At 39.5% G+C, this 26,463-nt stretch carries 19 protein-coding genes; 5 read left to right on the forward strand and 14 right to left on the reverse strand.

From position 1 onward, the window contains the following. Positions 1 to 8: 8 nt before the first annotated feature. Entirely contained in the window at positions 9 to 806 is a 798-nt protein-coding gene (locus OVA16_RS00480; protein ID WP_267762947.1) for a LiaF transmembrane domain-containing protein, read from the reverse strand. A 155-nt stretch (positions 807 to 961) separates the two neighbouring features. On the opposite strand from OVA16_RS00480, the gene OVA16_RS00485 reads away from it, so the two are divergent. Then, the gene (locus tag OVA16_RS00485) at positions 962 to 1,834 is read left to right on the forward strand and encodes a ChaN family lipoprotein (protein WP_267762948.1); all 873 of its coding nucleotides are present in this window, start codon (positions 962 to 964) and stop codon (positions 1,832 to 1,834) included. A gap of 6 nt (positions 1,835 to 1,840) precedes the next feature. Here OVA16_RS00485 and OVA16_RS00490 read toward each other — a convergent pair whose 3' ends face one another. From OVA16_RS00490 to OVA16_RS00500, 3 genes are all read right to left on the reverse strand, one after another. After that, positions 1,841 to 3,871 (reverse strand): TonB-dependent receptor family protein, encoded by a 2,031-nt coding sequence (locus OVA16_RS00490; RefSeq protein WP_267762949.1) that lies wholly within the window; start codon positions 3,869 to 3,871, stop codon positions 1,841 to 1,843. 39 nt (positions 3,872 to 3,910) lie between these two features. Then, positions 3,911 to 4,291, reverse strand: a complete 381-nt coding sequence (locus OVA16_RS00495) for a YchJ family protein (RefSeq protein ID WP_267762950.1) — start codon at positions 4,289 to 4,291, stop codon at positions 3,911 to 3,913. Between the two features lie 384 nt (positions 4,292 to 4,675). Further along, entirely contained in the window at positions 4,676 to 4,954 is a 279-nt protein-coding gene (locus OVA16_RS00500; protein WP_267762951.1) for a hypothetical protein, read from the reverse strand. A 71-nt stretch (positions 4,955 to 5,025) separates the two neighbouring features. Between OVA16_RS00500 and OVA16_RS00505 the strand changes: the two genes are divergently transcribed. Next, positions 5,026 to 5,307, forward strand: coding sequence for a hypothetical protein (locus tag OVA16_RS00505; RefSeq protein WP_267762953.1), 282 nt, complete (start codon positions 5,026 to 5,028; stop codon positions 5,305 to 5,307). Here OVA16_RS00505 and OVA16_RS00510 read toward each other — a convergent pair. The 3 genes from OVA16_RS00510 to OVA16_RS00520 form a co-directional block, all read right to left on the reverse strand. Beyond that, on the reverse strand, positions 5,289 to 5,702 hold the full coding sequence (locus OVA16_RS00510; protein WP_267762955.1) for a hypothetical protein: 414 nt from the start codon (positions 5,700 to 5,702) through the stop codon (positions 5,289 to 5,291). The two genes, OVA16_RS00505 and OVA16_RS00510, sit on opposite strands and share 19 nt — an antisense overlap. Before the next feature lie 100 nt (positions 5,703 to 5,802). Further along, positions 5,803 to 6,198, reverse strand: a complete 396-nt coding sequence (locus tag OVA16_RS00515) for a hypothetical protein (protein ID WP_267762957.1) — start codon at positions 6,196 to 6,198, stop codon at positions 5,803 to 5,805. Positions 6,199 to 6,492: 294 nt separating this feature from the next. Continuing rightward, entirely contained in the window at positions 6,493 to 6,993 is a 501-nt protein-coding gene (locus tag OVA16_RS00520) for a hypothetical protein (RefSeq protein WP_267762959.1), read from the reverse strand. Positions 6,994 to 7,255: 262 nt separating this feature from the next. On the opposite strand from OVA16_RS00520, the gene OVA16_RS00525 reads away from it, so the two are divergent. The 3 genes from OVA16_RS00525 (at position 7,256) to OVA16_RS00535 (ending at position 9,368) form a co-directional block, all read left to right on the forward strand. Continuing rightward, positions 7,256 to 7,447: a hypothetical protein gene (locus tag OVA16_RS00525; RefSeq protein ID WP_267762960.1), complete on the forward strand. Its 192-nt coding sequence runs from the start codon at positions 7,256 to 7,258 to the stop codon at positions 7,445 to 7,447. Between the two features lie 492 nt (positions 7,448 to 7,939). Continuing rightward, positions 7,940 to 8,314 (forward strand): hypothetical protein, encoded by a 375-nt coding sequence (locus OVA16_RS00530; RefSeq protein WP_267762962.1) that lies wholly within the window; start codon positions 7,940 to 7,942, stop codon positions 8,312 to 8,314. A gap of 142 nt (positions 8,315 to 8,456) precedes the next feature. Then, entirely contained in the window at positions 8,457 to 9,368 is a 912-nt protein-coding gene (locus OVA16_RS00535; RefSeq protein ID WP_267762964.1) for a DMT family transporter, read from the forward strand. A gap of 259 nt (positions 9,369 to 9,627) precedes the next feature. Here the strand turns inward: OVA16_RS00535 and OVA16_RS00540 are convergent, their stop codons facing one another. From OVA16_RS00540 to OVA16_RS00570, 7 genes are all read right to left on the reverse strand, one after another. Further along, positions 9,628 to 9,978, reverse strand: coding sequence for a hypothetical protein (locus OVA16_RS00540; protein WP_267762967.1), 351 nt, complete (start codon positions 9,976 to 9,978; stop codon positions 9,628 to 9,630). Positions 9,979 to 10,395: 417 nt separating this feature from the next. Continuing rightward, positions 10,396 to 12,342, reverse strand: a complete 1,947-nt coding sequence (locus OVA16_RS00545) for an OmpA family protein (protein ID WP_267762968.1) — start codon at positions 12,340 to 12,342, stop codon at positions 10,396 to 10,398. Between the two features lie 54 nt (positions 12,343 to 12,396). Further along, complete coding sequence (locus OVA16_RS00550; RefSeq protein ID WP_267762969.1) at positions 12,397 to 13,071, reverse strand: PorP/SprF family type IX secretion system membrane protein; 675 nt, start codon at positions 13,069 to 13,071, stop codon at positions 12,397 to 12,399. Next, on the reverse strand, positions 13,034 to 13,375 hold the full coding sequence (locus OVA16_RS00555) for a PorP/SprF family type IX secretion system membrane protein (RefSeq protein WP_267762970.1): 342 nt from the start codon (positions 13,373 to 13,375) through the stop codon (positions 13,034 to 13,036). Before OVA16_RS00555 ends, OVA16_RS00550 begins: the two co-directional genes overlap by 38 nt. A gap of 20 nt (positions 13,376 to 13,395) precedes the next feature. Further along, entirely contained in the window at positions 13,396 to 15,747 is a 2,352-nt protein-coding gene (locus OVA16_RS00560) for a gliding motility-associated C-terminal domain-containing protein (protein WP_267762972.1), read from the reverse strand. 172 nt (positions 15,748 to 15,919) lie between these two features. Next, complete coding sequence (locus OVA16_RS00565) at positions 15,920 to 16,435, reverse strand: hypothetical protein (protein WP_267762974.1); 516 nt, start codon at positions 16,433 to 16,435, stop codon at positions 15,920 to 15,922. Positions 16,436 to 16,451: 16 nt separating this feature from the next. Further along, positions 16,452 to 26,393 carry a beta strand repeat-containing protein gene (locus OVA16_RS00570; protein ID WP_267762975.1) on the reverse strand — a complete coding sequence of 3,314 codons (9,942 nt, stop codon included), beginning with the start codon at positions 26,391 to 26,393 and terminating at the stop codon, positions 16,452 to 16,454. Between the last annotated feature and the right edge of the window lie 70 nt (positions 26,394 to 26,463).

The following is a 26,463-nucleotide window of genomic DNA, read 5'->3' on the forward strand; positions in this document are numbered from 1 at the left end:
AAAAAAGATTAATAACTCTTAAACTCTACGCCTCCAAACAATACTACGCCTCTTATAATGATAAGTTTATTTGCCTGTTCGGTAGCAGGATAAATAGCTCGTTTATCATCTACTCCACCAAAAACTGCAGTTACTTCTGATTTGATTTGCCAAGTTGGCGGTACCACAATTTTTACCCCACCAAATATAGCGGTTACATCTAATACAATTTGACCTTCAAAATCTGATTGGGTCAAGTTAATATCTCCTCCACCAAAAACAGCTGTAATTTCGCCACCTTTTAAGTTTTTAGAGTAAATAACTTGATTGCTGCCGCCAAATACATTTACCGAATCGATATAATCATTGGCATTAAAATCCTGTCGAGTGTTACTTGATGATGGATCTGATTCTTGCCCCAACGGATTGACCTTCTCAAAAGTATTATAGCCATCGTTTTTACGACTCCATTTATTTCTCTTAAAATTAGGAACGCTTTTAGGTTTTAAAACCAGAAACAAACCAAGCGCCACTAACATGATCGGGAAAACAATATTTGACATATCGTAACCCCTAAAAATATCTTCCAAAGTAAAGTAGGCCCCAATAAGCACCATTACAAACCAACCGCTGTTTCTAAAATTGTGGCGTGCACCTACAAACAAGCCAATCAAGATTAAAATTGTACTCCAACTAAATACCCAATGAGGAAGATACAAGCCAAAGTTTCTTAGCAACAACAGTGCGCCAATACCAACGATAAATAAGCCTGCCCAAACTTTTCCGGAGCGATTAACCATTTCTTTATTATTATTTATATTTTCCATTGCCTTATGTTTTTTAATATGCTTCAAAAGTATATCAACTATGAAGGCATTACAACACAAGACCGCTATTTGCTACTCAATTATCGGTAAAATGCATTAATTTATCGGTAAAAATTTTTGTTATTTTACAGAAGTTAGTTTTTACAACCGTTGATATGAAAAGATTACTCTTTATTGCTTTACTGATATTGCCATTTATTGCAACAGCGCAAGAAATTAGCACGCACTATAAAATTTACGATGTAAAGAAGCAAAAAACAATCAATTTAGAAGACATTGTAACAGATATGGCCAATGCCAATGTGTTGTTTTTTGGAGAAGAGCACAACGACTCTATTGGACATTATTTAGAAACCACTTTGTTTAAAAAATTGGCTACCGCTTATAACAATAAAGTTGGGCTAACCCTAGAAATGTTTCACACTGATGTACAGCCCGTAATAACCGAATATTTAGCAGGTATAATTACCGAGAAGAATTTTGTTAAAGAAGCCAGAGCTTGGAACAATTACAAAGATTACCGCCCGATGGTAGAATTTGCAAAAGAACAAGGTTTAAGTGTAATTGGCGGCAATGCCGCAGCTAGATACAGCAATGCGGTAACTAAAAATGGTTTGCAAATTTTAGCTAAACTTCCTGATGTTTCTAAAGCCTTTTTACCACCAAACGCTATTGATACCCTAACGGGCAGGTATTACGAAAAATTTATTGCGCTACTTGGTGGCCATGGTATGGGAGCGATGAAAGTTTATCAAACTCAAAATTTTTGGGATGCCACCATGGCGTGGTCTATTGCTAAGTTCGCAAAGGCAAACAAAGACAAGAAAATTTTTCAGGTAAATGGCCGCTTTCATAGCGATGAGAAATTGGGAACCTTTGCACAGCTAAAAAAATACGCACCTACGCTTAAAGCGCTAAATATTGCATCATTTGCTGCCGATGATTTTGCTAATCCGGATTGGGAAAAATATAAAGAATTAGGCGATTATGTGATACTTACCGACCCGAACGTGAAAAAGACTTTTTAGGCGTCATTATCTTTTAACCCACCCTAACTTTAACCCAACGTAAAAGCTACGGCCTGTAGCTCCGTTGTAGTACCTACCTCCAAAACCATTGATATCATTACCTAAACTATAAGTTTGATTGAGCAAATTATCTGCGCCTACAAAAAGCTGAAACGGTATATTTTTCATCTGTTTTTGATAACCTAACTTCGCAGTTAGCAACTGAAAGTCATCCGCATATTGCGTATTGGCATCATTTAATGCAATTTTAGCATTATGGTTTAAACTGGTAAAGGCAAAAAATCCACTTTTGTGATTAATATCGGCCATTATTGTATAGCTGCGAGGTGCTACGCCAGGCAATTGGTTCCCTGAAAAATCTTCATTTAATTGCACAAAATCTTTGTATTTGAAATGATGCCATGCATAAGCGCCCTGTAATAAAACCGACAAAGGCTGCTCTTTTGTAATTAACTGATAAGATAAACTTGCTTCTATACCTTGCTGTTTGGTTCTACCTGCATTTATGTAGTAGTTGGCACCAGCCGCATCTCTCCGGGTTACAATAGAATTGCTTAGCAAAGTGTGGAAATAACTAGCATCGAGGAATAAACGATTTTCTAATAAATTCCATCTTACGCCTGGCTCCACATTCCATCCTGTTTCTGCTTGTAAAGCTAAATTATAGCTATTGTTATCTGCAAAAACCTCACTACTAGCTGGTGGAGAAAAGCCTTTAGTTACGTTGATGTAGGTAGCAATTTGATCGTCTATTTTGTAAAGCGCTGCAAAACGAGGCTGCAACTGCCCTTTAAAACTCTTTGAGGCTTGGATATTGGGTATTTCACTACTACGCAAAAAATCTAAAGAAAACTGGTTGATACTTGCCCCAGCAGTAAATAGCCAGCGTTGCATTTGCCAATTTACCTGCGCAAAAGCCATCCATTGCAACAAGTCGAGTTCATCATCGGTAACCTGACTGCCTTTATTGCCTTGTATATTTCGGTAGGTTTTTGAGCTGAAATCTCCGCTTTGCAGCTCTGCGCCAAAATTAATAGCGAGATTTTTAAGTCCGTAAACAAAATTCGTTCTTCCGCCCCAATGAGGCTCTTTCTTTAGCTCGTAGTTCTGTATAGCAGGATTTGCTGTTTCGTTATAGAAACCATACAAACTGGTGGTATTGTTTAACTTTGGCGAAAAAGAATATTGATGAGTTATACCCAACAAAGCCGCTTGCTGATGGATGCTGGCATTTGCCGCAACTGCACCTTGGTTGGCGCCCACCGCAGGCCTGGCCTGTCTTGGGTTGGCCTGATATTCGGCTAAAGTTAAGGCCCCAGGAGTTTGATAATTCAAATCGCTGTAAATAAAATGCACCTTTAAACTGCCCTTAGCAAAGGTAGAAAGTTGTGTCTGGTAACTTGCCAACTTCCGTTTCATTTCGGTATGCTGCCTGTAACCATCTACGCTAGTTTCTTCATAACTAAAATTATGCTTTGGCAATTTCAGTTGCAGATGGTAATTTAAAGCACCGTAACTGCCTGCACTAAACCCACCGTTAAGTTGCATTTTTTTGGCTACTGGCGGAGCGTCAAACAAAACCACGCCACCTGTTCCGGCTCCATACAAACTACTTCCAGCGCCTTTAATAATTTCTATTGCACCCACATTATAAAACCCGAGCATATTTAACATAGAATTACCTCCGGGGGCGGTAAACGGAATGCCATCATAGTAGATTTTTACGTTGCGAACCCCATAAGGACTACGCACAGAACTACCACGAATATTTAATGAGTAACTGCCCGGCGAACGCTCTTCCATTCGTACCCCTGGGGTAGCATTTACCGCCTGTATAATATTTCCATCGGAATAATATTGTAGTTGCTTTAAATTAATTTTGTTGACTGCCGCAGGCGTTGCCATCAGCATTTTGCTGCCGTAGGCATGAATAACTACACTATCCAAAGCTACTTTGGTAACCGTATCCTGATTTTGGGCAGAAGCATCAGCAAGAAAAAAACAAAAGATGAAGCTAAGTAAAAGGTATTTCTGCATAGGTTTTACAACAAAAGACAAATGCCTTGGTTTAAAGTATTAATTAAAATGCTCTCCCGAAAAATAATACCATTTACCAGCTTCTTTCTTAAAAACAGAACGTTCATGATGTGTAAATTCTTTTAAACCGTGTTGATAAAAGGCTTTAAATTCTACCACATCTTTTTTTGCGGCAACAATTTCCAGCTTAGTCCAGTGGTTTTCCTTTGCCCAATTTTCTATATCAGCTTTGCTGTATAAATGTCTTTTGGCCGGATGGGTAGTTTCCCATAAATAATCTACCAAATGTAAAGCGTAAGCGCTATACCTAGAACGCATTAACTGTTCTGGTGTGGGTGCCAAAGCAATTTGCAAGTGATAGGGTTGGCAACATTCGATATAAGGTTTCCCAGAAAAACAAGGGCATAATGATGTGGACATGGCGTATTTAAAACATCAAAAATAGGTTAAATTAAGAGCCTATTTAAAATTTATCTAATAATTTTAGGCAACTATACCAAGTTTACACTGAATTAAAAATAGTAAAAATTAACCCCAAGCACTTATTTGAAATACAATAGGTGTTTTTTGTTTTACACATAATTTTATAAAAATGCTTATAGAACATTACACAAAAGCTTACATTAATAAGCTTTGTAAAATAAAGGATATAGAAAAGTACACCGTAGTAATAAACATATCTCCCTTACCTAATAAACAACCTGTAGTTACAGGAACAATCAAATTAAAGAGTATTAGCATTTGTAACAATGCAGTATTTAATGGTTTTTACTCCATTAGGACGTTAGATGGAACAAGTTATCATTATCGAGGTATTATTAATAACACTGTTAAGTAAAGAGGTCTATTATAATCCTGTACATTATTTATGATTTTCTTATCATCGTAAATGTGTAAAGCAATCTGTTCGACTTCTTGTACAGAGGATACTTGAAACACATTGTCTTCGTCTTTTTCAGGTTTTTTGTTGTCAACAATGAATGACAGGTTTACTTTTGCATTACCCAATGCTGTAAAAGCCAAACTATCTAGTTGCAACTGTATTGCTCCTCTAACAAGAGAAACTTTTTCAAATAAATTCATAAATAAATATACACAATTAACGAAGCATCTATATTACAACAGGTGCTTTTTTGTTTTACAGTAATTAAAATATGATGGAAAATAACCAAAAAAACCTCCCTGTAGAGGAGGCTGAAGATAAAGTAAATAAAAAAACCTCCGAAATAAGCGGAGGTTATGAAATAAAAAATAAGGTAGAAGCAGATATATTAACTGAAGTAAATCGACTTCAAAAAAAGTTAAGGGAGTTAAAAAGTCCGATAAAGATAAGAGCCGAATTTAACGGATACTACTGCTTCGAAGAGATAGATAAGGAATATTTAAAAAGACAGCTTATATTAATGGCAAACATAAACTACGCTTCCGGTATATAGTCCTTAACAATTTCACAGCAGTCTTTAACCTGCTTGGTAAGTTTAGCTTTTTGCTCTTCTGTAAAATATGGCATATCGAACTCTAGGTTGCCAAATATTTTGAGGAATAGTTTTGCTTCGCTTTCTGGAAAAATTAGTCTCCTACTATGAAATGTATTGAATATTTCTTTGCTATAAGTTTCTTCATCAATCCATTCCTGAATATCATGATTTTTAATTTTAATAAGCCAATTTATCGTCATAATACAATAATCATCAAAATAATGGTTGAACCTTATATCATGGCTTGTTCTTGAAAATTCGCTTTTCGTCTCATTGTATTCGATTTTAAAATTTTCACCTAGGTTCACATTAAATTGCTCTAGGAAGTAGTTTCCAATTTGAATGTTGGTCATAATGTTCGTTGATTTCTTGTCTTTAATTGTCGTTGTGGTTCTTTATTTTCATGATTAGGATTTTTATATTGTAAAAATATCAAATAAATGGTTAATTATATTATAGTGTTTTTGATATCATTTTAATTGAGTATTCTTCAATTTCGTTCATAATCACATTAGTTGCGCTGTGTTGGCTCATATATTCTGGAAAAGTCCAGCGGAGATGGTGTTTGCCGAAGGCATAACTTTGATGAGTCCAGAAAACCGTAAAATCGGAAAATCCGTGGTTGATTCTGAACTCCGTTGAAACTAATCTATCTCGTGTTAATATCCAAACGCTTGTAGAAGATGTTTGTTCCACTTTCGTACCGGGATAATCCGAGAGACCACTTATTAGGATGGAATATTTACCCATCATACCACCATAAGATTTGACTTTTGAAACCTCATCGGATTTATCTCTGAGAAAAATAAAGATTAGGAATACAACTATTCCTATTATGAAGTATAGCATAAAATTAGTTTTTTAAGATTAAACCCTCTTTATTGTCATTAAATATTGATATTCTGTTTGCGCCCCTATGTATGTCAATATAAAATCTCTGTAACTGAAATTCTGTGACATACCTTGTCATACCAAGGCTTTCATTATAAAGAATGTCTAAAATTTCATAGGAACCGCAATAAACGAAATATGGTAATATCAGAACGTTAACAGATGTTTCTGTAATTTCCACAGAAGATTCGTGAGATTTAAAAAACAAGTTTTCTGTAAACTTGAATTTTCTAAAATGCAATTTCATAATATCTATTTCTTTACGTAAACTGCATCAACTAAATCTCCAAGCGGGTGGTTCGTCCACTTTATCTTTGTAGCAGATACCTTTCTGAAATTATAGGTAGTTACTTGTGATGCCAATGTTATCTCTATGGAATAGTCAGTATCTGATTTAACCTCCTTTACATTGGCTGCCATCTTACCTTTTGAATAGGTAGCAAGTGCTTCTTTGTTACAGCTATAAGAATTGAAAGCCCCGATACAGAAGTCATCGGATGTAATCTTGAATGCACTAGATTTTGTTGCTTCCCCTTCTAAATACCACTCTCCCTGCACCCATGTAGGAGGACTAATCTTAATTGAACTTTCTGGAGTTTCGTCTTTTTTGGAGCAGGATAATAAGAAAATAGTTACTAGGACTAAATAGATTGATTTCTTCATAAAGATTTGTATAAAATTGGCTTTGCACAAATCTAAACCATTAAAAGAAGATGTTTTTACGGGAAACCGTAAGGGAGTAAAATTTTTCATTTATTAAATACCCTACAGTTCCCTAGAGCCTTTTAAATAAAGAAGCGTGGAACTGGAAGTCTCATTCGCCGTTAAGGTTCTGGTAAACCTGCAATACAAATAATAAAGTCCAGCCCACGCTATGCGCATGAGCAGTCAGAACTCTATTCTTGTATTGCCTTTGTTGAAATTTACCAGATTTAAACGGCAAGAATAAAAGCTAACGCTTCTGTAATATGTTGTTAATTATCGTATTCTAATTCATGAACCAAATATAAGAAAAATGGAAACTATTTTAACTATTGCTTTTTTTAAACCTATTATTGTGCATACATTACTCTTTATAATGTTTTTATTGTTTGGGTTTCAACTTGGCATGAATTTTTGGTATTGGGTTAAAAATACGGCAAAAGATAAGGATACAGACTTACCGCCAAAGCTATTAATGATATGGCGATGGTTATGTAAACGTTAAAATATCCTACCAAAGACTTGTATTTTTCAGATGTTGAAACCGTAACACTTCCGCACAATGGACAGTATAATGAGTAAAAGGTCTGCCTTTTGGGGCAACCTCGTACTTACCGTTTCTTACACGGCTTTGGCGGAATATCCACATGTAACAACTGATTTCATAGAGTCTGAAAAAGTAGTTCATATTTGTTAGCTAGAGCTTCCTCTTAAATCTGCTGTTGACTAATCAAAAATTACTTATGCTCTGTAATTGAACACTATTAAAATTTCTAAATAATCCGAACTCTTGTGTAAACTTGGTATAGTTCCCTAATTTTTTAACACCACCGCATTTGATTGCACACAGCTTGGTTTTAGCTAAGCTATTTTTACACCAGAAACAACCAGCTGATATCCAACAACATAAGCACGTCAAAATATTTGAATAAAAAAACAGAAAACCATTTTGTTTCAATAATGTTACTAAACCGAAACATTTAGAAAATAGAACATTATGAAAACTCAATTTAAATTTTTACTTCTTTTATTAGCAATGCCTCTCGTATTTTTAGCGTGTAGCAAGGATGATGACCCAGCAGACAATGACTTATTTGTAGGCACTTATAATGGTTCTATTAGCTATAATAATGGCAACTCTTCTATAAGTACCGAAACGGGTAAAGTAACTGTAATTAAAACTGGCAACAACTACAACTTTAAATTTTCTGATGGCATTCCTGACTTGGATGGTGTAGAGTTTGAAAGAAAAGAAAATGAAGTAATCTCTATTGGTAGTACCGAAAGTAAATACATTAGAATTACCGAAGACAACTTAACCATTGGCTTTTTAAAAGATGGCGCTACGTGGACTGCCAATTGTAGTCGCTAATAATTTTTAGCAGTAATAAGCAAAAGGCGTAACTTTAAATGGTTACGCCTTTTGGCGTTAAAAAACATGTTAAAAAAACATTTGCAGGCAAGTAAATTACTAGCTTTGCAGCATTAAATGAAAACAACTACAGTAAACAAAAATGGGCAGTTCAAGTAAATCGCTGCTCAACTTCTTATCAGGAATTACTTTCGTGATTTTGTGGGCTTCGGCATCTTCAGCAACAAAAATTGGCCTTCACTCGGTACAGCCGCTGGTGCTTTCTATTCCACGTTTCATTTTGGCATCTGCGTTAATGCTGGTTATTGCTCATTTTTTTATGAAGCAACCTATGCCCCATAAAAAAAGTGCATGGAAAAAGATTGCGATTTATGGTTTCTTTAATGTTGGCCTATACTTGGGTTTGTATGTGGTGGCCATGCAAGAAGTTTCTGCAGGCTTAGGGGCTTTGTTTATTGCCATTAATCCTGTGCTTATTTTGCTAATTAGTAGCATTTGGTTTAGGCAGCCTTTGCGTTTGGCCACTGTGCTTAGCTTTGCCTTATGTATGGTAGGGATGCTTATTGCCGCCTATCCTTTACTAGGTGGTAGCCACGCCAGCGTTTTAGGTTTATGTCTGCTACTTTTATGCAACGTTTCTTATTCTGCCGGGGCCATTTACTTTTCTAAACAAAATTGGGAACAAATGCACATTTTAACCATTAATGGCTGGCAAACCTTGTTTGGATGTTTATATCTATTGCCGTTTGCTATTTACTTTTACAATTCGGAAGCAAATACTTTTGATTTTGGCTTTTTAGGTGCAGTAGTATGGTTGGCCATTCCAGCTTCTATTATTGCTTCTTTACTTTGGATGTCGTTACTTCGCAAAAATCCAACTAAGGCTTCGGCTTGGTTATTTTTATGCCCCGTTGCAGGTTTTACCATTGCCTCCATCATTATGAAAGAGCCACTTACTTGGTATACACTAGCCGGAGTAGTATTGGTAATCATTGGCTTGTACATTGTTCAGCAAATGAAAACGCCAGCACTTACACCAGCAAACAACAATTAGTTTAACGTGAGTTCGGGTTAAGTGTATTTACAATTCTTAAGAAATTCGCATTGAACGTATTTTTTTAGCTCGCCGCCGCTGGGTTCTTACTTTTTGACCGCAAAAAGTAACAAAAACTCTCGGTTGCTTATTTTTCTTTCAAAGAAAGTGCTTTGGCTTATTGGTGCGGCCCGAAAAATAAGAGACCGAAAATCAGCTGAACGAAGATTTGAAGCGCTATCGCTAGCAAATAGCATAATTTTCTTATCCCGAACTCACGTTAGTTTAGCTTTATTTTTTTTGGATCGTTAACTACAATCTGTAGCTTTTCTTTGTAAAGTGTAACTGTACCTACCACACATATTTTCTTCTCGTTAAACATTTCCACTGGATCTTTTTCAAATTTGGCTCGATCTGCTTTAAATACCACCACGGTAATTACCTCTTTAGGGAATGCACCACCCAAATTCAACAAACTTAGATTTTCTAAACTGCGGGAACTATACACAGAATCGCAAAGCTGCACCTCTTTGCCGACATAATTAACCGCCTCTTTAGCTGACACTTTAACCTGGCTTTTAGCGATAATAGCGCTACCACAAAACATTAGCACTGCAATTAGTTTTTTCATGCGCCGAAGTTACCAATTACAACTAAAAGTGCTAAACAAATGAAGTAATTAACGTGAATTATATATTTTTTCTCTGTTTATCAATAAGTTAGATGTTTATTTCGAAAATGTGATTTTAAAAAATGGACCTAAAAGCTGATGCTGAAATAAATTCAGCATGACGAACCGCCCATACCGTCACCCTGAATTTATTTTACTGCGTAGCTTTCCGCTTTGCTACAGGTCAGGGTCGGTTAGCGAAGATTAAGACCCATAACTCACGTTAATTATACTTTGAAATTTCTTTAGCTATAAGTTAATGATTGCTTAAAATTAAATTGTTACAAGCAAAAGCCCAATGTGAATAATGACATTGAGCTTTTGCAAAGAATGTTATGATTCTATCGGATTGAGATTAGCAGAGAACTGCTAAAAACGCTATTGCTTTATAATCTTAAACTCTGTTCTTCTATTCAGCTGATGATCTGCCTCGCTACATTTTACACCGTTGGTACATTTATTAACTGGTACACTTTCGCCGTAACCTTTGGCCGTAATTCTGCTTTTATCAATTCCTCTATCTATGATATATTGTACCGCAGAATTTGCTCTACTTTGCGATAACCATTGGTTGTATTGGTCTTTTCCTCTGCTATCTGTATGCGAGCCAAGCTCTATCCAAATGGTTGGATTTTCTTTCATAATGGCTACCAACTTATCTAACTCTACAGCTGCATCTTTCCTGATGTTTGATTTATCAAAATCATAATAAATGTTTTCTATACGGATAGGCTTGTTAATTACGATAGGTGTTAAGTAAAGGTCTTGTTCAATAACACTGCTTTCAGATAAACCTTTAGCATTGATCTTTGCAGTCGCCGTTCTAAAGTTGGTTTTATCTGCCAATAGCTCATAATCTTTTTCTTCTTCTAAGTTAAACTTAAAGTTGCCATCGGCATCGGTTTGTGCTAACATTGGGCTACCATTAGCTCTAGTTAAACTTACCACCGCATCACGCAAAGGCGCTTTAGTTTCTTGGTTAAACACCTTGCCACGAACCAACAGTTTTAACTGGCGCACCATGAAACTATAAATATCATCTTGTCCAGCTCCACCATCTCTGTTAGAGGAGAGATAACCATTATCTACACCTAACATCTGGAAAGCAAAATCATCTTGTGGGGAATTTATTGGATAGCCCATGTTCTCTACTACACCGCTCTTTAGCTTGGTTTTAAAGATATCCAGCCCGCCCATACCTATATTACCATCTGTAGCAAAGTAAAAAATCCCATTTTGAGATACAGGCGAACGCTCGTTACCTACGGTGTTTACCTCTTGTAAATTTACGGCATCGCCCCAACTACCATCTGCATTGCGACTACAGTAATAGATATCTGTACCACCTTTACCTCCAGGCTTGTTAGAAACAAAGTATAAGGTACTGCCATCATTAGTTAAATAAGGATCGCCTACCGACCACTCTTGAATGTTGTTATACTTAAATGGGATTGGCTCGCTCCAGCCACTTGCGCCCATTTTACTACTATAAATCTCTATGTTAATGGTACTAGGGCTTCCTTTTACTTTTTGGATTTTTTCGGGTATGCGGGTTAATGTAAAATACACTTCTTTTTGGTCGGCACTAAAACTTGCCGAACCTACGTGATAATTTGAGCCTGTTTTTAGGGGGAACTGGCTGATCTTGCCATCTGCATCTTGTTGGTATAATCTCAAGTAACTATTACCGGTCCATCCGTAGGTCTTCCTATCGGGAAGCTTGTCGCTATCAAATTTTAAAAACGGACGACTGGTACTTACCTTATCCTGCGGGATATCTGTTCTATCAGAAGTAAATACCACTCCATTTTGATAGCTTACAGCAGCCCAATCAGATTGGGCACTGTTGAGCGCCTGTTGGTTATCTATACCTATTCTTTTGGGATTAGCCATCCACAACTGTGCAGAATCGCAAGATTGCTGCCATTTAGCGATTTGCCCCAACTGCTCGGGAGTAGCCTTGCTTAGCAGAGATGCGTACTTGGCATACTGTACCTTAGCCTCACTATATTTTGAGGTGTTGCGCAACATGTCTCCATAATCTTTAAAGGCTTCGGGTTTAGCCCCTTCTGTTTGTGTAAGCAGGGCGTACCAGCTGGCCGCTTGCTTAAAATCTCTCAGTTGCTTGTAACTCTCGGCCAAACGCTCAGTTGCGAGCAAGCTCTTTTTTTTCTGGTAAGCCGCTGTATAAAGCGCTATTGCCTTTTCGTAGTTATATAGTTCAAACTGCTCATTGGCCTCTTTGAGCACATACTGTGCCTTTAGCTGCCCACTAACAAGCAACAGCGTAAAGCCAATTACCAATAACATTACGTTTTTCTTCATGATTGTTTTGTTTTTCGTTGGTTGTTTTTTTGTTGTTTGCTTTTAGATATTGGTTTAGAAATATCGTTGCGACATCATTCTTACCTGTTTAGGTTTGATATAAAACCCTACCGAAATCTCATGCGTACCGCCGCTAACTCCAGAAAGACTACCCGTTGCCCTATCGTAAGCATAGCCTAAACGTAGTTGTGGCGTGGCAAAAAACTCTACCATACCCACAATGGCATTACGTTTGGATAGATCGCGTTGCAAGTAAGATTTATCATATAGTTTAATTGCTGTTCGGTAGCTACCACCAAGCCAAACCCTATCAGCCAATAACAAAAAAGCATTTACATCTAAACTGCTTGGTCCGCCCCTATCATCTTTCAATAAAAATGATGGTTTGAGTTGTATATTTTCGTTAATGGGTACCATCATACCTGCCGTTAGGTAATAGTGGGGTTTTTGCACTGGAAAAAATACAATTTCTCTGCTCTTTTTAGCCATGTATTGCGCAATTAGGTTATCTACCGAAAAGCCTGCATACCAACGATTGGTTGAGAAAAAAATACCAGTTCTTGCATCAGGCAGCAAACTGCGCTCTATACCCACCGGAATACGCCCATCATAACCGTCTATAGCTTCGAACAGGTTACCATCTATTGTATTTTGTACGATGCCAATGCCCAAACCTAGCGCTAACCTGGCGCTAGGGTCGCTGCTGCTTACCCTTAATGCAGTAGGCATAGCTTGCATAACCCGCCAGCGTATTTTGTGGGCCAAGCTTATCAGAGGCTAACTGTAAGGCAAGCCCAACATTACCATCATTGGCTATCGCATCAACTGCTAATGAAGCACTTTTTGGGGCGCCCTTGATACCCGTCCACTGGTTGCGGTAAAAGCTATGCAAGTTCAACTCTTCTTTATATCCCGCATAGGCGGGATTAATGTAAATTCCATTGAACATGTACTGACTATATTGTGCATCTTGCTGTGCCCTGCTTGTAAAAGTAATGCCCAGCAGTAATAATATGATTGCGCTTTTTTTCATGATAATGCTAAAATTTACGTCTAATCTTTCAATAAAGTTACCCAACCCGTTAAAGTTTGCCAGCTCGATGCAGCAGTTTTTAACCTCAATACATAATAATACGTACCACCGTTAAGACCTCTTCCATCCCACTCGTTACGGTAGGTCATTCCTGTACTTTTCCAAACTTCGTTGCCCCATCTGTTATAGATCATAAGCGTATTTTCTGGATAGGCTTCTATTCCCGGTATTTTAAAAGTGTCGTTTCTACCATCGCCATCTGGAGTAATTACATTGGGAATTTGAAGGCCCAAAAGCTCTTTGCTGTGTGTAGCGCTATTGTTGGTTAAATTGGTATCAGTTTCTGTACCTGCTACGGTTGCGGTATTTCTTACCAATCCAGCTTTAAGTGCTTTTACACGAATGGTAATTTCTACGCTGGCACCAGCAGCAAGGTTACCGATGTTCCAAGACACCGTGTTGGTGCCATTATTATAGGTTACCGTACCATAGCTATTGTTGGCTAAAACATAACCCAGTTCGGCAGGTAGTACATCTGTAGCAATTACACCCGTGGCTAGGTAAGCACTTAGGTTACGCACGGTAAGCACATATTCAAACTCTTGCCCAATATGTATGCCACCCATTGTTGCGGTTTTGGTAATGGCCAAATCTACCTGTGCAGCATTTGGTATAGGTGTAACAGCAGAGGTGTTGTTGCCAAGAACGGGATCTATCTCGTTACCTGTAATAGTAGCGGTATTGGCATAACTGCCAGTAGCCAACACCCTAGCCGTAACCGTTAGTGTAGCGGTAGCGCCATTAGCCAAATTGCCTATATCCCAAATACCTGTGCTACTATTGTATGCGCCAACAGTTTGCACCGAGCTTACAAAGCTATAACCGCTAGGCAGTTGCTCAGTTACCCGTACCCCTGTAGCGTTATTAGGCCCTTGGTTACTTATGGCTATATTAAATTCTAAGTTAGTTCCAATTACAGGGGCCATGCTACTTGCGGTTTTGGTTACCCCCAAATTAGCTTGTAAGGCTCCCGGAACTGGTGTTACCGTAGCACTGTTATTAATTGGGTCTGGATCGGTTTGTGCGCCTGAAATGGTAGCAGTATTGGCATAACTGCCACTGCCGTTAATACTTGCTGTTACTGTTAGTGTAGCGCTGGCCCCATTGGCAAGATTGCCCACAGTCCAAATTCCCGTTAGGTTGTTGTAAGTTCCAACAGATACCGTTGAGCTGATGTAGCTGTAACCGTTTGGCAATAGTTCGTTTACGGTTACACCCGTAGCATCTACTACCCCATTGTTACGGGCAGTAATGGTAAAGGTTACTGTAGAGCCCACCAACGGACTTACACTATTTACTGTTTTAGTAACAAACAAATCGGCACAATTTACAGATTGCTTGGTAAAGTAGGCCGTAGCATCTGCGGTGGCTGGTAGCACTAAGTTGCTGCCAGTGTTAATACTGATAGGACTGCCTCCATCGTTACCGCTACAACTGCTGCTCCATACCCCTGTAGAGAGCTGCTGGCTCACAAAAGATAGATTATTGTTAAACGCACTCTCATTGGTACCAGTGCCATTGGCATTGGTTGCCGAGTTATGTTGTAAAATTACATTGGCAGCACCAATAATACTGCTGCTAATTTGCCAGGTTCTATCTATACCTCTGGTAGCAAAAGAGGTTTCTGTAGCCACACTATTAGTGTAATCTTTTACTTGTACAATGATATTTCTGGCAACTGCCTGATTTAATACTGTTGCCGGCGTATAGTCTACGCCTGCAATACTAACTGGAAAAAGAAAACTACTGCCGTTGGCAAGATTTTCTTTAACTACAACTCCAGTACCATTAGTAACTACGTGTTTGGTTACATCGTAGCCAGAAAAAGTTGCATCGTTATCTAATACTAAATTAAAGTTGTTGAGGTACAAGTGCCCAGCAGTAAATTTAACGTTATTGCTTATTCTACTGTTTCCGGTTAACGATAAACCCGCCGCATTATCAATCTCGATATTTGGAAGTGTAGGATGAATACCACTTGTGTACCCACCATTAAGCGTTTGCTGTAGCGGGTAGTTACTATGGAGTGGGTTGTTACCACGAAAAATGAATACACCAGTACCGGTTTGTGAATTGCTTGGCAAAGCTATAAAGGTGGCACCTGGTTCTACTGTCATGTTTTTGCCGTAGAAAATTGCTGTAGCACCATCTTCTATATACACTACTGCATTTGGGCCAAAGGTTACATCTCCATACCAAGTTACGGGAACGCCAGCGTTGATATCAAAGTTGTCGTTAATATAAGTAGATGACTGCCCGTAACTCAAGTGGGCTCCAATCCAAAACAACAATACTAGTAGTAGTTTATTCATTTTTATTCTTTTTGATCTTCATCCTATCCCTGTTAAATTCCCTCTCCACACTGGTTATACGAAAACACTCGGTAGTTTAAGCTTCTGCAAGTTTTTTGGCAAAGTATCCCTGTTTATTATAAACATATTATTTAGTTTCAGGAGGTTGCTTAAAGATTTGCTTAACCCAATTCTACTTCCAATAATTCCAAACTTTACCATCAAACACAGCCAGCGCTTTCCTATTGGTGTCGTAGCACATCATTCCTGGATAAGGGCTTTTTACATTCAAATGTGGATTTGAGATTTTTGGCAAAACCAGGGCTTTGTCGGTAGATTCGAGTACCAACACACCATCTGCCGTTGTAGACCTAGCTCCTATTACGGTTTGTTTCCCATTATCTACAGTGCCGCTGTATGGCGCAATAGGTACTGTACCGGCAATATCTCCCACGCCCGAAAGATTTACCCAAGCTCCATTTTGGTACATTTTTACGATTTTGGCAATCTTATCAAATAAAAATGTGCCATTGGCTGGCGTAGTTGGTAAGGTTTCTACTGCAGGCAAGATAATGCCTTTGGTAGTACCAGCAGCAAAATCTAGAACTGAGGAGCTCTCTGCTGTTTTTTTATCTATAGCTGTTTGGGCGTTGGCACTTGCGTAAGCACCCAAACTTATCATCATTGCTGTTAAAATTCTTTTCATCATTTTTCAGATTTATATTTTATAAACAATCTTTTGCTAAGCACTTCCAAGCCGTACCGTTGTATAACTTAACGCAGGCAGCTGCAATATCATAGATTAACATACCTTCTACCGGATTAACTATTGCTGCCGAAGAGCTTACTCTGGTAATTACAAAACCTTTACTTTTTGATTCGATAACCACGTGTCCGTTTGGCACATTGGCAGGCCACCCTGTAGTGCCACCTGTGAAACCTACTAGATCAGAAATACCTGTGGTACTTGGCAAACCTGCTGCATCAAATGTGCCTGGTTGGGTACAAGCATTTATACCAAAATTTGCTTGAGAAATATCTGCATTTACTACACCCAATGACAATATTCCATTAGCCGTTCCGTCATTTCCGGCACAACCAGCAACATTGATGCAATTATTTTCGCCCACATAATTATATGCTGTAGGTAAGGCCAATACTGGCACAGCCGTTTGGCCTACTGTTGCGGTGCTGGTGGTTACGTAAATTGTGTAAGAGTTACCTGGGATTGCTCCAAAAGCAAAATTTCCATTTGCTGCCACAGCATTTACTGCCGCTACAGCGCCTGTTGTATTGTTATATAGTATGGCATTTAAGGTATTAGATACATTGGTTCCGCTTCCATTTACAATACCATCGGTTAAACCATTTGTATCGTTAAATACATTACCTAAAATAGTGTGAGATAAGGCTGCAGTTGGGCAACTCGCTCCATCGCCATTACTAATTGTTCCAGCATTAGAAATTAGTGCTGCATTGCCAGAAGGAATATTGACGCGATAGGTGTTGCCGTTACCATCTATGGTATATAAAGAACCAGCAGCATTTATAAAAGTAGATGTATATGTTGCTGATACTGGTAAAGCTGCTCCATTAGATAAAACTAGTGCATTGCCTACAGTATAAACACCTGTTACAATATTTAATGTTGCTAAATTACCTACATTATTTATACCATAAAATAAACCATCACCAGGATTATAAGTAAAATCGGCCACACCAATTGCTGTGTTCCCCACGGTTTCTTTAAAATATGGCGCTGTTGCCAACGCATAAGAATTAGCTGGATCTACAATTTGAAGATAGGTGGCTGGTCTTGAAGGATTTATGTCAATTACTACGTAGTTATCTCCGTCGGTAGAACCAGCTACTCCTGCTCCCACTGCTCCGGTGTTTGCAGAACTTACTTTCGCCACAAAATAACCTGTAGGCGTTATGTCGGCAATTGTTGGGTTTATGCCTAATGCCGTAGCCAAGTTAGGAATATCAAATGTAGTGACTACGCCTGCTCCATCAACCCTAGTTAATTTAGCCCTATTTGTAGCCAAAGGAGCTTGTGTAACCAATAACCATAAGGTATTATCAATTGGGCTAAAGCCAAGACCATTTGATAAGCCTGTAAAACTTGCCACTGGGGTTGCATTTGTTGCACCTGTAGCTAAGTTATGCCTAAATATCTGATTACTTTTTAAAAGATAGGCTGTATTATCACAAGGGAAAGGAGTTTTTGCCACTGTTGCGTAGGTAATGTATCTATTTGCATTTCCAGAGTCAAAGTTGTAACTGTGTACCCATTTTGCGGTTGCAGTATTGTAGACACCATCAACAATTTGCACATTAGTTGTAAATGCTGCATCATCTGCAACAATCATTTTTACTTGTTCTCCATTTCCAAAACTACTTCCGTAAGAAGAAAGGTTCGACTCAAAGTACATAGTACCGCTGGTATTGGTACGTTGTGCCAACCATGTTCTTGGAATACGCGAAACACCTGTATAGCCACTTATTGTAATACTGCTTAAGGTAGTTGTAGCAATGTTATTATCTCCCAATAGGAAATAAGTTTTGTCGTTAGTAAAACTAGTACGCGAACCGTTATTGTTAGGATTTACAAAATCGTTAGTTGTTGCTACCGTAAGTATGGTACCGGCATTTACACTTCTTGATACTTTTTGGTCGAAAAGTCCTACGTCTTCTCTGGCCATACCAAAAACGTTATTGTTATAGGTTGTGTTGGTTGCGCCGTTCCATACAGCTGTTCCATCAGCACCAAGGTAGTGATCTGTATTTATCTGGCCTAAAGTAATACCATATTTAATGGCAAGATAAGAGTCTACTCTTCTGCGTTCGGTTGTTGTAAGCGTTCCGGCGCCATATACAATGGTTTCTCCAATGTGTCCTATAAATCCGGCATTATCACTACCGTTGCTAGAAAAAATTGTGCTCCCGAACATGTGCCCTCCGAACTGTTCATTTACAGCCACATAAGCTGTTGGCGTTTGCAAAACAGCTCCGTTAAGCCCCTTACTTGTATTGGTATTGGTATTTTTAAAATACATGATACTTGGAATGTTAACATCAAAAGCAGGTGCTACCGCAGGAAATTGTGTACCCCCATTATAAACTCTTCTTTCTAAATTTGAATTGTTAGGAAAAACACCAAAAGCGTCCCAATTTGAAATACCCGTGGTAGTATTATCCATACCAACGCTAAACAACCTTGGGTTTGCCCCTCCAGAAGCTAAACCTTCTTTAGTGAAGGTAAACACATCATAGTCTAAACTCGTTAATGTACGCACTGCTATATTTCCCAAGGTTTGTGTTCCGGCCGTAAAATTAATGCCTGGATTAAAATTGAAATAAGACGACGTGCCCACTGCATATTTAGGAAGTGCATTGGCTCCCAACTGTGCAACGGTAGTTCCATTCCATACATCTTTCCAAGCGGTTACGTCTGTTGCAGCACCTGTATTCGTGGCGTCAACATCGGCCCTGTACCAGTAAGATAAGCCTGTAACAACTCCTGCCGGAGCGTTTCCGAAACCTGCAAAGGTAAAGTACTGACCATCTGACATGGTTACATTGGCGGTATTGTACACCGTTCCGTTTACGGTAACTTCTGTAGCCATTGGGGTAAAGGTATCGGTTCCGTCAAAAGCAGCATCTGGAGATTGCACCAGATAAAGATTTTTTACTCCTTTAGGCCAAGCCACCGTTACCGTACCTACACTTCCCGAGTTCTGTACTTTCCAGATCGACTCAAAACGGTAGTTGGCTGTACCGTTGGTACCAGCTGTATAAGCCAACGGAACAAGTAAACTTTGTTTAAGGCCGTTATCACCTACCATCAAGAATTGCCCGTCTGTTAAACTATTGGTATTTAATGTATTGGTATTAAATAAAGTGCTTCCTGCCCCTATAATTAATTTTTGATTTGGATTGGCACTTTTTGATTGTTTCTGATGCAATGCCGAGGTAAAATCGTTAGCTATACCAAATACGTTGTTGTGATATGTGGCATTACTGGTTCCATTCCATATTACAGCAGCTAAAGACGATAGATAGTTAAAAGTACCTGTCCCAAAATTACTGGCCCGCAAAGTTACACCATACTTAATGGCCATATAACTATCTACCCTATCTTTTTCGTTAGTCCCTAAATCTCTACTATAATAGATGGTTTCACCTATATTCCCATCATAAGCACCATAGTTTGTATCTTGCCCCACACGATAATGATTAGTACTGAGGCTAATATTGCTAACGGTATTGAATGATTCGGCAAAGCCGTTATATCTTGTGCCAAACAGTAGGTTAGAAGCGGTGCTTCCTGCTCCATTTAGCCATGAAGCGCCTAATATATTTGGAATTTGGCTGGCAATTGGGTTAGATAAAGTAGGGGTAAAATTAACATGGTACATTAAATAATTATTAGTAGCCATTCTATGCCAGCCCGGATAATCCATCGATTCTTCCATACCCAAAATTCCAGAACCATATCCAACGGCATTATCCTTTCCTGTAAAATAAAGGGTACCTGATGTTTTTGGTGTAGAAGTAGGGAAAGTATAAGACAACCATTGGGTTGATGAACGTGTAAACCTTACCGAAGGGTTGAAATTAAGCATTACATCTGGCGTGTAAATTGGCCTTCTGGCAGCTGTTGGCTGACTAAAGTTAATCCCAGAGTTATTAAATTCATCCCAACGTTCTATTGTTTGTCCAGAAGTTGCCAATGTTGTACCAGCGTCTGTATAAACAAAAGTATCTGCTCTATGCCAAGCCTCCAGACCTGCTAACACGCCACCTGGAGCATGAACAAAGCCTGCAAAGGTAAAGAACTGGCCATCTGCCAAGGTTACATTGGCAGTATTATACGCTGTACCATTTACGGTAACTTCTGTAGCCATTGGGGTATAAGTGTCGGTCCCGTCAAAGGCTGCATCTGGAGATTGCACTAGATAAAGGTTTCTTATACCTTTAGGCCATGCCACAGTTACGGTGCCTACACTTCCAGAGTTCTGCACTTTCCAGATCGATTCGAAACGGTAATTGGTTGCGCCATTGCTACCTGCAGTATAAGTTAATGGAACAAGCAAGCTCTGCCTAAGACCATTATCTCCGGTCATAAGATACTGCATATCGTTAGTTAAGCCGGTGCTATTGGCAGCATTGTTATCGGCAAGGCCCGTGGTAGAAATTACCAACTGCTGGCCATTGTTTGTACTACCAGCCTGTTTCTGGTGCAAGGCTGTCGTATTATCTCTGGCAATACCAAATATGTTGTTGTTATATCCAGTGTTGAGCGTTCTGTTCCATACTACGTTGCCCGCTGTAGAAAGGTAATTCTCATTTAAGGTAGTACCATTTTTTACGGCAAGGTAAGTGTTTACCCTCGATTGCTCATTTTCGGTTAAAGCACGTTTGTACCACACCACTTCCATAATATCGCCCGGGAAAGCGCCACCAACATCCCAAGTAGCATAACCTATTCTTAGGTGACGACCAAGTACATTGAAGGTATTTGTAGTTGCCCCTAAATTAAAACTCTCATAGGTTCCATCTAATCCCAACCTTCTTTCTCCCCTTCCAACATTAAGTGCCTGATCTTGAATTGCAGAGAACACCGCACTTTCATTTGCTATCATTGTATTGGCCACACTCATGATATTGTTATTTGCTTGTGCACCGCCATTTCCATAATATTTATAGATGTAAGGTCGCCCAGAACTGATAGAAACACCGGGTTCAGCTGCGCTAACATCATCGTCAATACCGGTAATACGACCTGTTCCGTTGGTGGTTGTTGGTCTTACTGCCGAGAAGATAGACACCGAACTCCTCATGGATGGATCGGTAAAAGTATTGGTAAAATTGAGTAGACTGTTGGTATTGTAAAAGTATTTTGTATTGGAATATCCGCTAGTGTAAGGATGGAAGTTATGTGCCCTATTAGCGCTAGAAAGTGTCATTCCCCCTTCGTTGGGAATATCATCTTGATTAGCAGAATGGTCTTTCCATGCCGTGGCAATAGTCCCGGCATCATCCGATTTTACCCAAAAATCGGGTCCTGCTACCCCACCAGGAGCTTGAACAAAGCCTGCAAAGGTAAAAAACTGGCCATTGCTTAGGGTTACATTGGCAGTATTGTACGCTGTGCCATTTACGGTAACTTCTGTAGCCATTGGTGTAAAAGTATCGGTTTCATCAAATGCAGCATCTGGAGATTGTACCAAATAAAGGTTATTTACGCCTTTTGGCCATGCCACAGTTACGGTGCCTACACTTCCAGAGTTCTGCACTTTCCAGATCGATTCGAAACGGTAATTGGTTTGGCCGTTGCTACCTGCAGTATAAGTTAATGGAACAAGCAAGCTTTGCTTAAGCCCATTATCTCCGGTCATAAGATACTGCATATCGTTAGTTAAGCCAGTGCTATTGGCAGCATTGTTATCGGCAAGGCCCGTGGTAGAAATTACCAACTGCTGGGCATTATTTGTACTACCCGCCTGTTTCTGGTGCAAGGCGGTAATATTGTCTCTGGCAATGCCGAAGATATTGTTATTGTAGCCTGTGTTGAGCGTTCTGTCCCATACTACGTTGCTTGCTGTAGAAAGGTAATTCTCATTTAAGGTAGTACCATTTTTTACGGCAAGGTAAGTGTTTACCCTCGATTGCTCGTTGGCAGTTAAGGCACGCTTGTACCACACTACTTCCATAATGTCGCCAGGAAAAGGGCCGTTCACATTGAAAGTGGCATAGCCTATTCTTAAATGGCGCCCAAGAATTTGGAATTTGTTAGTTCCTGTAAACGAAGTGGTTTCGTAAGTTCCGTTAAGGCCTAAGATTTTTTCTCCTCCAGACGACGCTGAAGTTCCGCCATTGGCAATGGAATTATTGGCTATCGCCGAAAAAACATTAGAAACACCAGTATTAAATGTTGAGGAGAACTCTGTTTGTGTTACGCTGTTAGTGAACTCATAGTGCCTCGGTCTTCCAGCATTGATTGAAATGCCAGGTTCAGCCGCATTTGCCTCGTCATCAATCCCAGTAATACGGCCAGTTCCATTTACCGTAGTAGGCCTTACTGCCGAGAAAATGGAAGTATTGGTATTGGGTAGCTCCACGTTACCCAAAGGGTTCATTAACGATGTGGTGTTATAAAAATACTTTGTGGTAGTATAACCTGTAGTGTAGGGATGGAAGTTGTGCGCTCTGTCGGCAGGTGAGAGCACCACCGCACCAACGTTGGGGATATTATTCTCATTAGCAGAATGGTCTTTCCACGCCGTGGCGATGGTTCCCGCATCATCAGATTTTACCCAAAAATCTGGCCCAGCTACCCCGCCAGGAGCGTTAAGCACACAAAAATTTACCGCAGCGTTTTTCGACGCTCCTATGCCCTGCCCTTGATCTGCGCCTACATCGGCACTGCCGCCAGCATTAACAATGGTAGGTACACCTTGGCTATCTACCGTGTTGCCTAGATTTTGATTACTGGCAGCAGAGCCGGTTCCTACCGACAAGGTTCCGCTGGCAGCCGTTAGCATTTCGTCTCTTACGCCTTCGTTACCTTCTCTTGCATCTACACAGCCATCGTTATCAGAATCTAAATCTAAATAATCGGGGATGCCATCACCATCGGTATCTGCACAGCCTGAAAAGGAAATTGATGCCATACCGATATCTCTTACCCTGCTACTATTAGATCCCGCCGTAAAAGTAAGTAAGAATTCGCCGCTAGAAGGAATAGACTTGGGCAATGTTATACTAAGATTTGTTGGCGTAGAATAAGCACCATTTGTGGTAATTGCGGGCAGCGTGGTAATGTTTACCATTGCGCCGTTATTTCCCGTGATAGTTGGTGTATTTCCAACTGTTGTATTGATGGTTGCATAAATGACACCAGCGTATGAAACGGTAAGTATACCTTCTGAATCAGCAGAATTTCCGTTCAAGGTTTTATACCAATAAAGAGCATTTAAATTGATGGTGGCATTATTATAGCTAAAAACGCCCGTTAGGTTTTGACTAAAAGTGGTGATGGTATTGGCATCTCTTTTAAATTCGAGCCCTCTACTGTTGAAGTTAACCCTTCCAATACTAGAAGGCCATGCCCCACCGTAAGTTCCTCCGATTGTCCACCCTGGGTAGGTATCCGTATCTCCCCCAGAAGTTGGAAAAACACCATTCGAAATCTTATTGACACCTCCACATTCTTCAGAGTCTAAAATACCATCGTTATCATCATCTAAATCACAAAAATCACCGATACCATCTCCGTCAGAATCTACGCCTGCGCTACAAGAAGAAACATTGGTATCGGTTGCCTGATTATTTGATAAATTTGCATCGGTAATATTTGTTGGCGGGGTTACCGAGGCGGTATTTACCAAGTCGCCCGTAAACGATGCAGGAACGGCAATGGTGATGTTGTATGTGATGGTTCCATTTACGGCAAGAGATATCAAATCATTTATAGGCCCAGTTTGCGTTCCACTTATCGAAGTAACACTTCCATTTGAAGCTACCGCAGTATAGCTCATATTTGCGTTGGGTATACCCGATGGCAAACTGTTGATGAGATTTGCATTGAGCACACCGAAAGGGCCATTATTGGTTACCACAACGGTATAGGATTTGTTGGTGCCTGGCGTATACGTACTCTCGCCATCTGTTTGCGTTACCGAGAGATCAGCTTGGAAAGTAATGGGTGCAGTTACACAGTGCGCACCATCGTTGTTACTGCTAGAAGGGGCACTAGAGATGACCGTACGCGAGCCATTTGTTAAATCAAATTCATAGAAGTCTCCGGCATTGTTAATCCCATAAATATGCCCCGTACTTGATCCGAAGAGTGCGCCGAAAACAGCCGCACCCGGCGATGTGCCGATAAAGGTTACCGTACCTCCAGAAGGGTTAATAGAGAACAATCTACCGTTGGTACCAACCCCGTATAACAATCCAGTAGAAATGCTATAGGCAATGTCCGAAGGATCTGTGGCTTGACTTAAACTTATTGCTGTGGCTACCCGTGTATTGATATTTACACGATACAGCGTGGAATTTGAGCCTACGGATTTAATATAGTAATTACCCAAATGATCTATTTCTCCACTATTATAATTGGTTGTACCCGTTGCCGCCGGAAGGCCAGTAACTACGCCCATATCTGTAATCGCACCCGAAGCATCTATCCTAAGCAAATTATTGCTGAATGTTTTCATGGCATACATGTAACCATCTAAGGGATTGACACCCGAAGCATTGTATTGATAACCTGCCGGAGACCCTATGATAGGGAACGTGAACGGATTAGTTGAGGTAACTACACCATACAAGGCTGTATTTGCATCTTGTATTAAAAAAATATCAGAATTACAGGTAAACGGCATTGGCGAGACCACCAAACAAACATCACCTACATTGTTAGTGATATTTGCACTTAAACTCGAGATATTTGCTGCTGTATTGGTAAACGCAGCTGGGTTACTTCCACAGCTTAGGTTTCCCTGCCCAGGCATGTTGGTAACATCAACCGTAATGGTAGCTGTAGAATTAGCAGCTTGGTTATAGCCCGAAACTATAATAGAATTACCACCGCTTACTGCACTTACCGTACCACCTGTTAAGCCTGTAACTACCACATTTGGATTTGCCGCTAAACGTAAACCACTAGGCAGGTTGTCTGTAAAAGTTAAACCCGTTTGCGCTACATTTCCAACAGCAGTATTATTAAGTGTAAACGTATAAGTAGCCGTACCACCAGAAGGGATAGTTGCCGGCGAAACACTTTTGGTTAGTGTGGTGTTTGGCACTAAAGATGTAGAAAAATTATCAAACAAATAATAGCTAGAATAATTAACAGGCAAACTGGTGCCACCAGGTCGGAATTGTCCAATAGTCATATATTGTTCTCCTCCTACTGCAGTGTAGTACAAAGTAACCTTTACCCAATTATTTTGGCTAGCAACTCCATAAACCGCTGTATTTGCCTTTGGAACTAATGCCCTCCCTGAACCAAAATCATCCCTAATTGAATTATATCTAGGGTTACCACCACTGCCATTACCTGTGTTAGTTAATGCAGGTGCCACTGTAGAAAATACAGCACCCAAATAACCTTGCTCTGCATCTGGTAAATCTAAATAACCTAAAGCACCAGGTGCAGAACCAGGTAGCGGGGCTCCTATCAAATGTGCGGTATAAAATGAAAAGGCGTAAGTTACACCTGCTACTAATGGTGCAGAAAGTTGAGTGGTAAAGTATTCTTTATAATCGCTAAATCCGGATGAACTATTAGTTTCTAAATAAATACCCGCAAACCCGTTTCCGCTGTTAGCTAAAATAGGAGGAGAATAAGAGGCCAAGTTATAAGTACCGCAGCTATTGAAATAATCTGGTGTGCCGCTACCCACTGTAGTAAATGTAGTCCAGCTTGTAACTTTTCCATTAAACTGAGATTGAGCACTAGGACAGGGCAGATTAAATATCTCAAAATCTGGGTTGGCAATGTTTTGTGCTCTCGCAAAAAAACTCAAAAACATCAAAAAAACAGCCGTTATCAAACGAATGTACTTAAATAAACAGTTAAAAAACAGTACATATTTATTAATAGTCATTTTAACAAACTGAAAACTTAAGATAGATAAGGAAAAGCTTTTCATGATTTACATTTTAAATTGCTCTTCCCAGATTTAGGGAAGAGCAGTTTGACTTAAATGTGCTCTTAACTGA

Source organism: Pedobacter sp. SL55 (genome assembly GCF_026625705.1).
Classification (GTDB): Bacteria; Bacteroidota; Bacteroidia; order Sphingobacteriales; family Sphingobacteriaceae; genus Pedobacter.

What these genes read in the sequence shown, in the direction of transcription:
- OVA16_RS00480 (WP_267762947.1), bottom strand. Translation starts at nt 806, where the DNA reads ATGGAAAATATAAATAATAATAAAGAAATGGTTAATCGCTCCGGAAAA.
- OVA16_RS00485 (WP_267762948.1), top strand. Translation starts at nt 962, where the DNA reads ATGAAAAGATTACTCTTTATTGCTTTACTGATATTGCCATTTATTGCA.
- OVA16_RS00490 (WP_267762949.1), bottom strand. Translation starts at nt 3,871, where the DNA reads ATGCAGAAATACCTTTTACTTAGCTTCATCTTTTGTTTTTTTCTTGCT.
- OVA16_RS00495 (WP_267762950.1), bottom strand. Translation starts at nt 4,291, where the DNA reads ATGTCCACATCATTATGCCCTTGTTTTTCTGGGAAACCTTATATCGAA.
- OVA16_RS00500 (WP_267762951.1), bottom strand. Translation starts at nt 4,954, where the DNA reads ATGAATTTATTTGAAAAAGTTTCTCTTGTTAGAGGAGCAATACAGTTG.
- OVA16_RS00505 (WP_267762953.1), top strand. Translation starts at nt 5,026, where the DNA reads ATGATGGAAAATAACCAAAAAAACCTCCCTGTAGAGGAGGCTGAAGAT.
- OVA16_RS00510 (WP_267762955.1), bottom strand. Translation starts at nt 5,702, where the DNA reads ATGACCAACATTCAAATTGGAAACTACTTCCTAGAGCAATTTAATGTG.
- OVA16_RS00515 (WP_267762957.1), bottom strand. Translation starts at nt 6,198, where the DNA reads ATGCTATACTTCATAATAGGAATAGTTGTATTCCTAATCTTTATTTTT.
- OVA16_RS00520 (WP_267762959.1), bottom strand. Translation starts at nt 6,993, where the DNA reads ATGAAAAATTTTACTCCCTTACGGTTTCCCGTAAAAACATCTTCTTTT.
- OVA16_RS00525 (WP_267762960.1), top strand. Translation starts at nt 7,256, where the DNA reads ATGGAAACTATTTTAACTATTGCTTTTTTTAAACCTATTATTGTGCAT.
- OVA16_RS00530 (WP_267762962.1), top strand. Translation starts at nt 7,940, where the DNA reads ATGAAAACTCAATTTAAATTTTTACTTCTTTTATTAGCAATGCCTCTC.
- OVA16_RS00535 (WP_267762964.1), top strand. Translation starts at nt 8,457, where the DNA reads ATGGGCAGTTCAAGTAAATCGCTGCTCAACTTCTTATCAGGAATTACT.
- OVA16_RS00540 (WP_267762967.1), bottom strand. Translation starts at nt 9,978, where the DNA reads ATGAAAAAACTAATTGCAGTGCTAATGTTTTGTGGTAGCGCTATTATC.
- OVA16_RS00545 (WP_267762968.1), bottom strand. Translation starts at nt 12,342, where the DNA reads ATGAAGAAAAACGTAATGTTATTGGTAATTGGCTTTACGCTGTTGCTT.
- OVA16_RS00550 (WP_267762969.1), bottom strand. Translation starts at nt 13,071, where the DNA reads ATGCCTACTGCATTAAGGGTAAGCAGCAGCGACCCTAGCGCCAGGTTA.
- OVA16_RS00555 (WP_267762970.1), bottom strand. Translation starts at nt 13,375, where the DNA reads ATGAAAAAAAGCGCAATCATATTATTACTGCTGGGCATTACTTTTACA.
- OVA16_RS00560 (WP_267762972.1), bottom strand. Translation starts at nt 15,747, where the DNA reads ATGAATAAACTACTACTAGTATTGTTGTTTTGGATTGGAGCCCACTTG.
- OVA16_RS00565 (WP_267762974.1), bottom strand. Translation starts at nt 16,435, where the DNA reads ATGATGAAAAGAATTTTAACAGCAATGATGATAAGTTTGGGTGCTTAC.
- OVA16_RS00570 (WP_267762975.1), bottom strand. Translation starts at nt 26,393, where the DNA reads ATGAAAAGCTTTTCCTTATCTATCTTAAGTTTTCAGTTTGTTAAAATG.